Source organism: Rhizobium sp. A22-96 (assembly GCF_053521805.1).
Window position 1 is genome coordinate 393,578 of record NZ_JBNWDQ010000005.1, and the last position, 12,462, is coordinate 406,039.

11 protein-coding genes and 1 pseudogene are annotated in these 12,462 nt (G+C 60.3%); 5 read left to right on the forward strand and 7 right to left on the reverse strand.

Annotated elements, in window-relative coordinates; translation table 11 throughout:
• The first annotated feature begins 51 nt into the window (after nt 1–51).
• The 3 genes from ACQZ6F_RS23460 (at nt 52) to ACQZ6F_RS23470 (ending at nt 2,538) form a co-directional block, all read left to right on the forward strand.
• Entirely contained in the window at nt 52–702 is a 651-nt protein-coding gene (locus tag ACQZ6F_RS23460; protein ID WP_449094281.1) for a TetR/AcrR family transcriptional regulator, read from the forward strand.
• 133 nt (nt 703–835) lie between these two features.
• Nucleotides 836–1,534: an orotate phosphoribosyltransferase gene (locus ACQZ6F_RS23465; protein ID WP_068397458.1), complete on the forward strand. Its 699-nt coding sequence runs from the start codon at nt 836–838 to the stop codon at nt 1,532–1,534.
• A gap of 77 nt (nt 1,535–1,611) precedes the next feature.
• Nucleotides 1,612–2,538: a carbohydrate kinase family protein gene (locus ACQZ6F_RS23470; RefSeq protein WP_449094282.1), complete on the forward strand. Its 927-nt coding sequence runs from the start codon at nt 1,612–1,614 to the stop codon at nt 2,536–2,538.
• A gap of 396 nt (nt 2,539–2,934) precedes the next feature.
• Here the strand turns inward: ACQZ6F_RS23470 and pgi are convergent, their stop codons facing one another.
• Both pgi and ACQZ6F_RS23480 read right to left on the reverse strand, forming a co-directional pair.
• Nucleotides 2,935–4,560 carry a glucose-6-phosphate isomerase gene (gene pgi / locus ACQZ6F_RS23475; RefSeq protein ID WP_449094283.1) on the reverse strand — a complete coding sequence of 542 codons (1,626 nt, stop codon included), beginning with the start codon at nt 4,558–4,560 and terminating at the stop codon, nt 2,935–2,937.
• A 174-nt stretch (nt 4,561–4,734) separates the two neighbouring features.
• The gene (locus tag ACQZ6F_RS23480) at nt 4,735–6,432 is read right to left on the reverse strand and encodes a long-chain-fatty-acid--CoA ligase (protein ID WP_449094284.1); all 1,698 of its coding nucleotides are present in this window, start codon (nt 6,430–6,432) and stop codon (nt 4,735–4,737) included.
• A gap of 349 nt (nt 6,433–6,781) precedes the next feature.
• Between ACQZ6F_RS23480 and ACQZ6F_RS23485 the strand changes: the two genes are divergently transcribed.
• Complete coding sequence (locus ACQZ6F_RS23485) at nt 6,782–7,174, forward strand: PRC-barrel domain-containing protein (protein WP_449094285.1); 393 nt, start codon at nt 6,782–6,784, stop codon at nt 7,172–7,174.
• 59 nt (nt 7,175–7,233) lie between these two features.
• On the opposite strand, the gene ACQZ6F_RS23490 is transcribed toward ACQZ6F_RS23485, so the two are convergent.
• A complete protein-coding gene (locus tag ACQZ6F_RS23490) occupies nt 7,234–7,629 on the reverse strand; it encodes a VOC family protein (protein WP_449094286.1) in 396 nt (131 codons plus the stop codon).
• A gap of 185 nt (nt 7,630–7,814) precedes the next feature.
• Between ACQZ6F_RS23490 and ACQZ6F_RS23495 the strand changes: the two genes are divergently transcribed.
• Nucleotides 7,815–8,198 (forward strand): YciI family protein, encoded by a 384-nt coding sequence (locus tag ACQZ6F_RS23495; RefSeq protein ID WP_077468609.1) that lies wholly within the window; start codon nt 7,815–7,817, stop codon nt 8,196–8,198.
• Nucleotides 8,199–8,249: 51 nt separating this feature from the next.
• Here the strand turns inward: ACQZ6F_RS23495 and ACQZ6F_RS23500 are convergent, their stop codons facing one another.
• From ACQZ6F_RS23500 to osmF, 4 genes and pseudogenes are all read right to left on the reverse strand, one after another.
• Nucleotides 8,250–8,999 carry an ABC transporter permease gene (locus ACQZ6F_RS23500; RefSeq protein ID WP_449094287.1) on the reverse strand — a complete coding sequence of 250 codons (750 nt, stop codon included), beginning with the start codon at nt 8,997–8,999 and terminating at the stop codon, nt 8,250–8,252.
• Nucleotides 8,996–9,934, reverse strand: coding sequence for an ABC transporter ATP-binding protein (locus ACQZ6F_RS23505; RefSeq protein ID WP_449094415.1), 939 nt, complete (start codon nt 9,932–9,934; stop codon nt 8,996–8,998). The genes ACQZ6F_RS23500 and ACQZ6F_RS23505 overlap by 4 nt, the downstream gene beginning before the upstream one ends.
• A gap of 5 nt (nt 9,935–9,939) precedes the next feature.
• Nucleotides 9,940–11,106 (reverse strand): ABC transporter permease, encoded by a 1,167-nt coding sequence (locus ACQZ6F_RS23510; protein ID WP_449094288.1) that lies wholly within the window; start codon nt 11,104–11,106, stop codon nt 9,940–9,942.
• Nucleotides 11,107–11,224: 118 nt separating this feature from the next.
• Nucleotides 11,225–12,070, reverse strand: a pseudogene (osmF, locus tag ACQZ6F_RS23515) (glycine betaine ABC transporter substrate-binding protein OsmF); the annotation flags it as partial.
• Nucleotides 12,071–12,462: the final 392 nt, after the last annotated feature.

Here is a 12,462-nt window from a genome sequence, read left to right on the forward strand (position 1 = left end):
TGTGATAAACTCTCTTATATTGCTTGTCAACAGTGACGAGCGAGGAATGAAATGGCGCAGGAACCGGTGGCGAGACGCAGGCGCAGCAAGGATGAGGCGGGCACCCCCCGGCGCATCCCCAGTCAGCAGCGCGGCCGCGAACGGGTCGAGCGCATATTGGCTGTCGCAACGGAGCTGATCGCCAGCAATGGCAGCGATGCGCTGCGTATGGGCGAGATCGTCGAGAAGGCAGACGTGTCCTTCGGTTCGCTCTATCAATATTTCCCCGACAAGACCGCGATCATCCGCGTTTTGGCGGAACGCTTCAACGAGCAGGGGCGGCAATGCGTCGAGGACGAGCTGGTGGCGATAAAAAGTACCAGCGATCTCCAGGCCGGACTCGGCCGCATTATCGACGGCTATTACGCCATGTTTCTTGGCGAGCCCGTGATGCGCGATATCTGGCATGCCACCCAGGCGGACAAGCTGCTTCAGCAGGTCGACGCCGAGGACACGGAATGGCATTCGCAGGCCTTCCTCACTGTTCTCGTGCGCCTCTGGCCGGAGCGTGACCGCGTGGAGCTTGCGAGGATTGCTAGACTGACCATGCAGCTGGTCGCCGCCGCCGTCCGCTATGCGATTTCGATCGAAAGAGATGAGGGGGATAGAGCGATCGCCCTGTTCAAGGCCATGCTTCCCGCCGATCTCGGTACAATCCGGTAGGCGCATCCGCCACAGCCTGCAGACCTTGCGTCTATCGTGGCGACAGATGCATGCAAAACCTTCTATTCGTCTGGAAACCAGGGCCGCCAACTGCTATTGCCGCTGGAACATTAGCGCTGCGAAGGAGACCCGAATGACCCAGATGACATTTACCGATCGCGCCGTCATGGCGGAGCTGGTGGCCAGGATGCTTTGGGAGATCAAGGCGGTCCATTTCAGCGCCGACAAGCCCTATAAATTTGCCTCCGGCATGGCGAGCCCGGTCTATATCGATTGCCGCAAGCTGATCTCCTATCCGCGCATCCGCTCGACGGTCATGGATTTCGCCGCAAGCATCATCGTCCGCAATGTCGGCTTCGAGCAGTTCGACTGCGTTGCCGGCGGCGAAACGGCGGGTATTCCCTTCGCCGCTTTCCTGGCGGAGCGGCTGAACCTGCCGATGATCTATGTGCGCAAGCAGCCGAAGGGACATGGCCGCAACGCCCAGATCGAAGGCGACATGAAGGACGGCGCCCGCGTGCTCGTCATCGAGGATCTGACGACGGCCGGCGGCAGCATGTTCACCTTCATCGACGCCATCCGCGCCGCTGGCGGCATCGTCGATCATGGCATGGCGCTGTTCTACTACGGCATTTTCCCGGAGGCGGTCGAACGCTTTGCCAACAAGAAGGTCCGCCTGCATCACATCGCCACCTGGCGTGATGTGCTTGCGGTCGCCAAGGAGCAGAAGCTGTTCGACGACAAGACGCTCGAGGAAGTCGAGGCCTTTCTCAACGCACCGCTCACTTGGTCGGGCTGGAACGGCGGCATTTCGGAGCTGCCCACAAACTGACGCTTTGCTTTTGCCGTGAATTTATCTAATCGATTTATGAACCTGGATACGACAGACGCGCTCTTTGGGAGGCCGGAATGATATTGTGCTGTGGCGAAGCTTTGATCGACATGCTGCCGCGGGAGACGACGCTGGGCGAAAAGGGTTTTGCGCCTTATGCCGGCGGCGCGATCTTCAACACCGCCATAGCGCTTGGTCGCCTCGGCGTGCCCACAGGTTTCTTCACCGGCATCGCCGACGACATGATGGGTGAGATCCTGCGCGACACGTTGTCTGCGTCCAAGGTGGATTATAGCTACTGCGCCATCGCGCCGCGTCCGAGCACGATCGCGTTCGTCAAGCTCGTCAATGGCCAGGCGACCTACGCCTTCTACGATGAAGGCTCCGCTGGCCGCATGATCACCGAGGCTGACCTCCCGGCACTCGGCGATGATTGCGAAGCCCTGCATTTCGGCGCGATCAGCCTGATCCCCGATCCCTGCGGCGCGACCTATGAGGCGCTGATGAAGCGCGAATATCAAAGCCGCGTCATCTCGCTCGATCCGAACATTCGCCCAGGCTTCATCAAGGACAAACAGGCGCATATGGGCCGCATCGGCCGCATGGCTGCCATGTCCGACATTCTGAAATTCTCGGACGAGGATCTGGAGTGGTTTGGCATCGCCGGAAACCATGATGAGCTCGCCGCTCACTGGCTGAACCAGGGCGCCAAGCTGGTCGTCGTTACCAAGGGGGCCGAGGGAGCGACGGGCTACACCAAGTCGCTGAAAGTCTCGGTGCCGAGCGAACGCGTCACCGTCGTCGATACGGTCGGCGCTGGCGACACCTTCGATGCCGGCATTCTGGCGTCGCTGAAGATGAATGGACTGCTGACCAAGGCGCAGGTGGCTTCGCTCGATGAGAGGGCGCTGCAGGATGCACTGGCTTTGGGCGCCAAGGCTGCGGCCGTGACGGTATCCCGTGCCGGTGCTAATCCGCCCTGGGCGCATGAGATCGGGCTTTAATCTCTCATCTGTTTTGAAAGTTTGGAGGGGCCGGTACCCCCCTCTGTCACTGTCGTGACATCTCCCCCACATGGGGGAGATTGGTAGCTCGCGGCACTTCATTACCCCACGCCAATATCGCATCTGCTGAGACTGAATCTATTGTATCTGAGGAAGGTACGGCAGACTCCCACGATCTCCCCCCTTGTGGGGGAGATGTCCCGAAAGGGACAGAGGGGGGTGCGCACTCTCCATGTACTGAAGCGATGAGATCGGGCTCTAGTCTAACCCTCCCCTTGAGGGGGAGGGTCGGCACGCAGTGCCGGGGCGGGGTGATCCTTTAGCCGGGAGAGCTCGTCACCCCCACCCGCCGCTTTGCGGCGACCTCCCCCCTCAAGGGGGAGGTAAATAAGCACTTTACTTCGCGCGGCTTGCCAGCGCAGCCACCAGACCTTGTGTCGAGGAATCGTGGCCTGCAGCGCTTTCCTTGCCTTCAACAACCGGCAGCAGACCCGTTGCCAGTTCCTTGCCGAGCTCGACGCCCCACTGGTCGAAGGAGTTGATGCGGAACAGCACGCCTTCGACGAAGACGCGATGTTCGTAGAGCGCGATCAGGCGTCCCAGAGCAAACGGCGTCAGCTTGTCGTAGACGAAGGTGATCGATGGGCGGTTGCCGGTGAAGACGCGGTGCGGCGCGATGAAATCGGCCTTCTTGTCGTCCATGCCCTTGGAGGTGAGCTGTTCCTTGGCTTCCTCGAAGGTACGGCCCTTCATCAGCGCTTCCGACTGTGCAAGGCAATTGGCCATCAGCAGCTGATGCTGGTGGCGCAGCTCGGGCTCGAAACCGTTGGCAGCAATCATGAACTCGGCCGGGATGACGCTCGTGCCCTGGTGAATGAGCTGGTAGAAGGCGTGCTGGCCATTGGTGCCGGGTTCGCCCCAGACTACCGGGCCGGAATTGCCTTCGACCGGCGTGCCGTCGATGGTGACGCCCTTGCCGTTCGATTCCATGTCGAGCTGCTGGAGATAGGCCGGGAAGCGCGACAGGCGCTGGTCATAGGGCAGGATGGCGCGCGTCGTGTAGCCGAGTACGTTGCGATGGTAAAATCCGATGAGGCCGAGCAGCATCGGCAGGTTTTCCTTGAACGGCGCCTGACGGAAGTGGTTGTCCATTGCATGCGCGCCGTCGAGGAACTTGCCGAAGTTCTCCGGGCCGACGGCGATCATCAGCGGCAGGCCGATAGCCGACCAGATCGAGTAGCGGCCGCCAACCCAATCCCAGAAACCGAAGACGCGCTGGCCGTCGATGCCGAAGGCGGCAACCTTGTCGAGCGCCGTCGAGACGGCGGCGAAATGATGCTGCACGGCGGCTTCACCGAGCGCATCGGCGATGAACTTGCGCGCCGTCTGGGCATTGGTCATCGTTTCGATCGTCGTGAAGGTCTTCGACGCGACGATGAACAGCGTCGTTTCCGGCTTAACGAGCTTCAGGATGTCGGCGATGTGGGCGCTGTCGATGTTGGAAACGAAATGCGAGCGCGGACCGTCATGGAAGGGTGCCAGCGCCAGCGTCGCCATGACCGGGCCGAGATCGGAGCCGCCGATGCCGATATTGATGACATCGGTGATCGCCTTGCCCGTGGAGCCCTTGAGCGCGCCGGAGCGGATGCCGTCGGCAAACTTGCCCATGGCCGCCAGCACGGCGTTGACGTCAGGCATCACATCCTTGCCGTCGACCAGCACGGGCGTGTTGGAGCGGTTGCGAAGTGCTGTGTGCAGCACGGCGCGATTTTCGGTGAAATTGATGGCAACGCCGGAGAACATTTCCTCGCGCTTGGCAGCGACGCCGCCCTCGGTTGCGAGCTTCTCGAGCAGGCCGAGGATCTGGTCGTTCACCGCCGTCTTGGAATAATCCATCAGCAGGTCGTCGAACGAGGCGCTGAAGTGGGAAAAGCGCTTGGGATCGGCAGCAAAGGCGGCGCGAATGTCCGTGGCCTTCGTTGCCGATGCGGTGCTCTTCAGTTGATCGACGAGGGCGTTCATGGGAGGCTCCTTGCGGTTCGCGCCACAAGCCGTCAGACAGGGCAGGGCGCTTTGAGTTCGGTCGCGGAAACTATTCCCTATGTAGGGCGTAAATCAAGTTCACGTATCGTCCAAAACGAAAAAAGGCCGCTCGCGGATCAAGACGAGCGGCCCCCTGAATGACACGGAATTATGTCAGCCGCGCAACTCCTTGCGCAGGATCTTGCCAACGTTCGATTTCGGCAGCTCGGTGCGGAATTCGATGAAGCGCGGACGCTTATAGTTGGTGAGGTTGGCGGCGCAATGCGCCTTGATGTCGGCCTCGGTCAAAGCTTGGTCCTTCTTGACGATGAAGAGCTTCACCGCTTCGCCGGAATGCGGGTCCGCAACACCGATTGCCGCCGCCTCGAGAACGCCAGGATGCATCATGGCGACCTCTTCGATCTCGTTCGGATAGACGTTGAAGCCGGAGACCAGGATCATGTCCTTCTTGCGGTCGACGATCTTGGTATAGCCGCGCTCGTCCATGAAGCCCATGTCGCCGCTGCGGAAGAAGCCGTCCGATGTCATCACCCGTGCGGTTTCGGCCGGCTGTTTCCAGTAGCCGGCCATCACCTGCGGCCCGCGAATGCAGATTTCGCCGACCTCGCCAAGCGACAGCGAATTGCCGTTCTCGTCGCGAATGTCGAAATCCGTGCCTGTTATCGGTAGGCCGATCGTGCCGGAGAATTCGGAACTGTCGAAGCGGTTGGCGCTTGCGACCGGCGAGGTCTCGGAAAGACCGTAACCCTCGGTGATCCAGGCACCCGTCATCTTCTGCCAGCGCTCGGCCACCGGCCGCTGTACGGCCATGCCGCCCGCAAGCGTTGCAGTGTTGGAAAGGTCGAGCTTGGTGAATTCCGGATTGTTCATCAGGGCATTGAATAGCGTGTTGAGGCCCGGGAACATGTCGAACTTGTATTTGCCGAGTTCCTTGATGAAGCCGGGTATATCTCGCGGATTGGCAATCAGCACGTTGTGGCCGCCGAGCGACATGCCCATCAGCGAATTCACCGTCAGCGCGAAAATGTGATAGAGCGGCAGGGCGCAGACGAAGGTCAGCTGCTCGGGTCGCGGCTTGTTGATGTAGGCGGATTGCAGCCACAGCAGCAACTGCAGCTGATTGGCGAGCAGGTTTGAATGCGTCAGTATTGCGCCCTTGGCGACGCCGGTCGTGCCGCCGGTATACTGCAGGAAAGCGATGTCGTTCCCGGAAAGTTCGGCGGGCTTCAATGGCAGCCGCGCACCTTCGGCGACCACAGCCTTGAAATTGCGATGGCCGGGAATCGACCAGGCCGGCACCAGTTTCTTCACCTTGCGGACGATGAAATTGACGATATGGCCCTTCACGCCCAGCATGTCGCCAAGAGACGTGACGACGACATGGCGCACATCCGTATGCGCAAGCACCTGCTCCACGGTATGGGCGAAGTTTTCAAGGACGAAGATCGCCTTGGCGCCGCAATCGCGAAGCTGGTGCTCAAGTTCGCGCGGTGTATAGAGCGGATTGACGTTCACGACGACGAGGCCGGCGCGAAGTATGCCGTAGGTGGCGATCGGATTCTGCAGCACGTTCGGCATCATCACGGCGACGCGGTCGCCCTTCTGCAGGCCGAGGCTTTGCAGCCAGGCGGCGATCTTGCGCGTCTGCGTGCCGAGGTCACGATAAGTGATCGATTTGCCCATGCTGGTGAAGGCGGGCCGGTCGGCGTAACGCGCGCAGCTTTCCTCCAACAGCTCGACGAGTGATGCATGCTCCAGCGGCGGCAATTCTGCCGGTACGATATCCGGATAGGAGCCAAGCCAAATCTTCTTGACCTGCGGTCTATCCGAAGGAGCGGAGACTGAATTCATGCGCACTTCCTCCTCTACGCATCATCACCACGCCCCGCCGTTTGTAGCGGCGGTTATGTAAACTGTCACTGCGCGGCCGAAAAGTCTCCCGCTTTTCACGTCGTCGCAGCTTTCGCTCTCAACTAAATCATTGAAGCTTCGCGAAAGCTACAATAACCTTGACGTAAACGTCAATAACGACTGCATACTCACGTTTTTTTACAGTTTTGAAAAAAATGCTGGAACTTTTTCGACAACGGAGCGTTAATGGGTCCGTGGGCGGAAACCCACCGGAGCATCATCTTGCCTTGAAGAGCAGATCGGACGCTCCAATATTATATGTGACGCGTATCCAAAAGGAGGTGCGCATATGCATAGGGAGATTGCCGATACCTCTGGCCGTGACCTTTACGTCAAGGACATGTCGATGCTGGTTGCCTGCGACCGCGTCGAGGGATCCAAGGTATTCGGTTCTGATGGCAGGCAGATTGGTCATATCGAGCGCCTGATGCTTGAAAAAAGCGATGGACGCATCGCTTTCGTCATTCTGAGTTTCGGTGGCTTTTTCGGTATCGGTCAGGATCACTACCGTTTGCCGTGGGAAAAGCTGTGCTACGACGCCCGCATCGACGCCTATCGCGTCGGCATGACCAAGAACGACATTGAAAAAGCGCGCCGCTTTGCCAGCAAGGACGATCACGACCACAAGGATCATGGCCACAAGAGCCATGATTATTTTGGCGTGCCGCCCTATTGGATGTAAGCGCGCCGGTAGAGCCGGCCTCAAAGCCCCGCCTGAGCGGGGCTTCGGTTTGAGTGGTTTTACTGAAACCGCCCATGTCTTTGCACAACCTCGATCTTGTAGCCATCGGGATCGGCGACGAAGAACAGTAGAGCGAACAGCTTCCCATCGCGATTGAGTTCGACGATCTTGCCGGGATTGAGCCCGAGCGTGGTCATGCGCGCGTGCTCATCCTTCAGTTCTGAGACCGAAACCGCAAGATGGCCATAGGCCTCACCGAGCGCGTAAGCCTCGCTGCGGCCCTGATTAACAGTCAATTCCAGCTCGAAGCCGGTTTCGGCATTGCTGAGATAGACAAGCGTGAAGGTTTCGAAGGCGATGCGGTCGGCAACCTTCAAGCCGAACGCCTTTTCGTAGAAGTCGACCGAACGTGCCTCGTCGAGCACGCGGATCATCGAGTGAATCATCTTGGCCATCGGCGCCTCCTTGGGTCATCTGAATATGCAGTCCATGCCATCGGCCACGGGTTGATGGCAAGCATGGGAGAGATGATAGCTTAATCTGAGGGCTTCTGAATTTCGGTCAGTCTGCTTACAATCCCGCGCGGTGAGGAAACGGCTGGACCGGCCGAAGCTGATGCGTGTTCGAAGAGGGAGAGCCTATGTATTTTGCCATTCTGGCCTATCACGAAGAGGGAATCGTCAAATCCTGGAGCGAGGAAGAGGACGCGGCACTGATGGCCGATCTGCTTCAGATCAATGATCGTCTCGTCAAGCAAAAGTCGCTCGGGCCGGCTGCCCGCCTTGGTGCGACACAGGGCGCCGTGACCTTGCGCGGCAAGGGCGCGGGCATGGTTGTCGACGGCCCGTTTGCGGAAACCAAGGAGCAACTGCTCGGCTTTTATGTGGTGGATTTCCCGACTCTGGAAGCGGCCGTGGAAATGGCGCGCGATCTGCGCCGCGTCAACCCGACCGCCGTCTACGAAATCAGGCCGATCTCGCTTTATCTCCCGGGAGCATCGCTGGACGCCCTCGAGGAAGACTAGCAAGTTTCAGATGCCGCTGCTTGCGATCCGGTAAGACGACACGTCTGAGCGTCAATGAGGCTGCAGGCCGATCTTGCGGGTTATGGAATGTTCGATCATTTCCATGCCGTCATAGATCAGCACCGCCATAAGGCCGACGATCAGGCCACCTTGCAAGATGAAGGCGGTGTTATCGTTGATCAGCCCGGCGATAATGACTTCGCCGAGGCCCTTGGCTGCGACGGTGGAGCCGATCGTTGCCGTGCCGATATTGATGACGGTGGCGATCTTCAACCCTTCGATGATCAGCGGCAGGGCGAGCGGCAGCTCGACCCGAAACAGCCGCTGCCAGCCGTTCATGCCCATGCCGTCGGCGGCATCGAGCACGGAGGCCGGCACCTGTTGCAAGCCGGCGACGGTATTTTCGAAGATCGGCAACAGGGCATAGAGAAAGAGCGCGATGAATGTCGGCACCGCGCCGAAGCCGGTCGTGGAGATAGCAAGCGCCAGCACCGCGACCGGAGGAAAGGTCTGGCCGGCATTGGCGATCGCCCGTGACAGCGGCAGGAAGTCGGCCCCCACAGGGCGGGTTACGAAGATGCCGCCGAGAACGGCCAGTATCCCGCTCGCTGCTATCGAGACGATGATGAGCTCGAGATGGGAGAGCGCCAGGCTCGGCAGACTATTCTGCGTATAGATCGGCGACGCGCCGAATTTGGTCAGCGGCGCCAGAACAGGTGTCAGCCATTCCGGGCGGAAGAGCATCACCAGCAGCAGCGCCAGTGCCAGGAGGCGGAAGAGATTGGCGGCAAAAAATCTCATGCTTTGCGGCCCAGTTCGATCAGATGCTGGATCGAGATCGAGCCGACGGACACCTTGCGCTCATCCTCGACGGAAGCCTCATCCGCGCCCTGCCAGATGAGTTCGGCCAGGGCATCGCGCAGATTGAGGGTTTGCGGCAGGCTATGGCCGAGGCCGGCCCTCGGAGGCTGCATGCTGTCCTTCAGCGGCAGCAGCGACATCAGCTTCAGCGCGCGGTCGGACGTACCGGTCAATTGCTGAACGAAGGGATCGGCCGGCTCGGTCAGGATTTTTTCGGGCTCGGAACATTGCAGCAATTTGCCGCCGCTCATGACGGCGATCTTGTCACCGAGATGGAAGGCTTCGTCCATGTCGTGGGTGACGAGAATGACCGTCGTGCCGAACTGCTTCTGGATGGCGAGCAGATCGTCCTGCGCCTTGCCGCGGATGACAGGGTCGAGCGCGCCGAAGGGCTCGTCCATCAGCAGCACTTCCGGCTCGGCGGCAAGGGCACGGGCAACACCGACACGCTGCTGCTGGCCACCGGAAAGCTGGCTCGGATATTTGGCGGCAAAGGTGCCGGGGTCGAGGCGGAAGAGATTGAGGAGTTCTTCGACGCGGCCGTCGATCCGTGCCTTGTCCCAGCCGAGAAGCTCGGGCACGGTGGCGATGTTCTGCGCGACGGTGCGGTGCGGGAACAGCCCATGGCCCTGGATGGCGTAGCCGATGCGGCGGCGAAGCTCCGTCGCCTGCACGCTCATGATATCCTCGCCGCCAACGAAGATCTGGCCCTTGGATATCGGTACCAGCCGGTTGATCATCCGCATCAGCGTCGACTTGCCGGAGCCGGAGGTGCCGACGATGACTGTGATCGTGCCCTTCTCCATGCTCATGCTGACGTCGTCGACCACGGTGGCGGCGCCATAGCGCTTGGTAACGCCATTCAACTCGATCATGTTGGTCATGTGCGTTGTCCTCGAATGCTGTCGATGACCGCATCGAGGATGACGGCCGATGAAAAGGCGAGAATGACCGTCGGCACCGCGCCGAGCAGCACCAGATCATTGGCCGTCTGGCCGATGCCCTGGAAGATGAAGAGGCCGAAGCCGCCGCCGCCGATGAGCGCTGCAACTGTTACGAGGCCGATCGCTTGCACCAGCACGATGCGGATGCCGGTTAGGATGACCGGAAAAGCGAGCGGCAGGTCGATGCCGGTCAGGATCTGCCGGCGTGTCAGGCCCATGCCGGCGGCGGAATCGCGCACGGACGGATCGACACCCACGAGACCGACGACTGTATTGGCGACGATTGGCAGTAACGAATAAATGACGAGGGCCACCAGCGCCGGCGCGACGCCGATGCCCTTGACGCCGATATCGGCGGCGAAGGGTACATGGGCGGCGATATAGCCGAGCGGCAGCATCAGAATGCCGAAGAGGGCCAAGCTTGGGATGGTCTGCACCAGGCTCAATGCCCGCAGGACCACGGCGCGCAGCCGCGGCTGCCAAAAACAGAAGATGCCGAGCGGCAGGGCAAGCACGATGGCGATGGCAACGGAGCCGAGAGACAGGAACACATGGCCGAGCGCCTCGCGCCAGAATTTATCGGCGTTGTTGGCGTATTCCTTCATGATCGACAGGTTGTCGAGCAGGCCGGAGCGCAGGATGGCGAAGAGCAGCGCGGCATAGAGAGCCAGTGCGGCGACCCTGAGCCAAGGCGTCAGCCGCAGCTTCACCAGCGCATCCGAGATCATCAGGCCGACAACGGCGAGCAGCACCCAGAAGCAGCCGCCGGGCGTAATGCGTGCCACGGTGCTTCCCGCTGGTGTCGCAGCCGTCGAAACCAGTCCGAGCGTGACGATCAGCACGGCGATCGCAAGCGTGGCGATGCCGAGGCGGATGAGTTGGTTATGCAGGAAAAGCGCTGCGAGCGTGGCTGCGATCAGGAGAACGAGCAGGCATATTGCGGAGGGCTGGGCGAGAAGCTGCGTCAGCAATTGCGGCTTGCCGGCGGCGATGCGGTTTGCCTTGACGATGATGAACGGCATCCAGGTGAGAGCCAGCGCACCACCTACCACCAGCACCACTCCGAGACGGTCCACTCTGCGGACTGTTAGCGCATCTTCCATAAGGCAAGCTCCGTCAGCGCATGAGCCCAAAATGAGGCGGGTTCGGACAAGATCATGCCCATTCGAGGTCCCGCGGCTCCATGGATCGAAATGGAGCCGCGGGAGCAGTGATCAAGCCTTACTTCAGGAAGCCATTGTCCTTGAGGTAGGATTCAGCGACAGCCTTGGCCGGCTCGCCGTCCACCTGGATGCGACCGTTCAGCTTGCGCAGCACATCGGCGGTCAGGCCCTTGAAGATCGGAGCCAGAACTTCTTCGATCTTCGGATTGGCCTTCAGCACGGCTTCGCGGACGATCGGCGTCGGTGCATAGACCGGCTGCACGCTCTTGTCGTCTTCGAGAACCGTCAGTTCAGCCGCCTCGATGGCGCCGTCGGTGCCATAGACCATAGCCGTGTTGGCGCCGTTGGTCTGGTCGGCCGCAGCCTTGATCGTGGCCGCGGTGTCGCCGCCGGAAAGCACGATTTCCTGATCCGGCTTCAGCTTGAAGCTATAGGTCGTCTCGAAGGCGGGAAGTGCTGCCGGGGAGTTGACGAATTCGGAGGAGGCCACAAGCTTGGCCGCGCCACCGCCGGCAACCCATTTGCCGAAATCGGACATGGTCTTGAGGTTGGCCGGGCCGGCAACATCGCTGCGCACGGCGATCGCCCAGGTGTTGTTGGCGGGCGAAGGCGTCAGCCAGACGATCTTGTTGGCGTCATAGTCCAGCTTCTTGGCGAGGTCGTAGCCCTGCTGCAGGTTCTTCCAGGCCGCATCGTCGGCCTTGTTGAAGAAGAAGCCGGCATTGCCGGTATATTCGGCATAGATGTCGATTTCACCGACGGTAATTGCCTTGCGCACAACCGGCGTCGTGCCGAGCGCGATGCGATCCTGTGCCTTGATGCCGTTTGCATTGAGCGCGGCCAGGATGATGTTGCCGAGCAGGGTGCCTTCGGTGTCGATCTTGGAGGAGACGACGACGTCGGCGGCGCTGGCACCGCTGGCGAGAAGCGCCGTCAGCGTGGCGGCAAGTGCAAGCTTCTTGAACATGATGTTTCCCTTTGTACCCCGTTAAATCTTTGCCCTGCATGCCCAAGCCGCCTCAGGGCCACTGTCCGGACACGCAGGTTTTCGTGCGGGTCGGCGACCCACAGGCGAATTTGTGGCTGCTGCGGGCTAAGCGCATGCATCGGAAAAATCGATGGCGCTTCGGTTTCCCGCTGCAGTCGCGCGATTATGACGAGCGTACTCGACATTCGCGCGAAATTGGATTTCTTTTTTCGGGGGCAAGTGCGTTTGTTTTTGTTCCCCTTACCCGTTTGACGCTGTTCCGATCTCATTTTGGTGTCTGGATCAGTTAGGCGACGAAAAAACGATAG

Coding starts and splice junctions, on each gene's coding strand:
- ACQZ6F_RS23485 (WP_449094285.1), top strand. CDS start 6,782: ATGCATAGGGAGATTGCCGATACCTCTGGCCGTGACCTTTACGTCAAG.
- ACQZ6F_RS23510 (WP_449094288.1), bottom strand. CDS start 11,106: ATGGAAGATGCGCTAACAGTCCGCAGAGTGGACCGTCTCGGAGTGGTG.
- ACQZ6F_RS23490 (WP_449094286.1), bottom strand. CDS start 7,629: ATGGCCAAGATGATTCACTCGATGATCCGCGTGCTCGACGAGGCACGT.
- ACQZ6F_RS23505 (WP_449094415.1), bottom strand. CDS start 9,934: ATGATCGAGTTGAATGGCGTTACCAAGCGCTATGGCGCCGCCACCGTG.
- ACQZ6F_RS23470 (WP_449094282.1), top strand. CDS start 1,612: ATGATATTGTGCTGTGGCGAAGCTTTGATCGACATGCTGCCGCGGGAG.
- ACQZ6F_RS23480 (WP_449094284.1), bottom strand. CDS start 6,432: ATGAATTCAGTCTCCGCTCCTTCGGATAGACCGCAGGTCAAGAAGATT.
- ACQZ6F_RS23460 (WP_449094281.1), top strand. CDS start 52: ATGGCGCAGGAACCGGTGGCGAGACGCAGGCGCAGCAAGGATGAGGCG.
- ACQZ6F_RS23495 (WP_077468609.1), top strand. CDS start 7,815: ATGTATTTTGCCATTCTGGCCTATCACGAAGAGGGAATCGTCAAATCC.
- pgi (WP_449094283.1), bottom strand. CDS start 4,560: ATGAACGCCCTCGTCGATCAACTGAAGAGCACCGCATCGGCAACGAAG.
- ACQZ6F_RS23500 (WP_449094287.1), bottom strand. CDS start 8,999: ATGAGATTTTTTGCCGCCAATCTCTTCCGCCTCCTGGCACTGGCGCTG.
- ACQZ6F_RS23465 (WP_068397458.1), top strand. CDS start 836: ATGACCCAGATGACATTTACCGATCGCGCCGTCATGGCGGAGCTGGTG.